At 67.0% G+C, this 315-nt stretch carries 1 pseudogene; it reads right to left on the reverse strand.

The annotated features are described in order from the left end of the window. Positions 1 to 177, reverse strand: a pseudogene (locus tag ELR45_RS42340) (succinate--CoA ligase subunit alpha); the annotation flags it as partial. Positions 178 to 315: the final 138 nt, after the last annotated feature.

Consider the following 315-nt stretch of genomic DNA (forward strand, 5'->3'; position numbering starts at 1 on the left):
CAGCACCGCATCCGGGTCGAACTCGGTGAAGTCCAGCTCCTGGCCGGCCTTGCGGGCGTTCACGCCGCCGACGACATTCGCGCCGGACTTGAGCATCCGCTGCGTGTGCTTGGTGCCCTCGGCGCCGGTGATGCCCTGGACGATGATCCTGCTGTTCTCGTTGAGGAAGATAGCCATTGGTCTCCGCCGTCCTTACTTCGCCGCCGCGAGCTCGGCCGCGCGGCGCGCGGCACCATCCATGGTGTCGACCTGTTCGATCGCCCCATCTTTCCCCGACGAGGCGAACTCCGAGAGGATCCGACGGCCTTCCTCGGC

It is taken from the genome of Phytoactinopolyspora endophytica (genome assembly GCF_004138495.1).
GTDB lineage: Bacteria > Actinomycetota > Actinomycetes > Jiangellales > Jiangellaceae > Phytoactinopolyspora > Phytoactinopolyspora endophytica.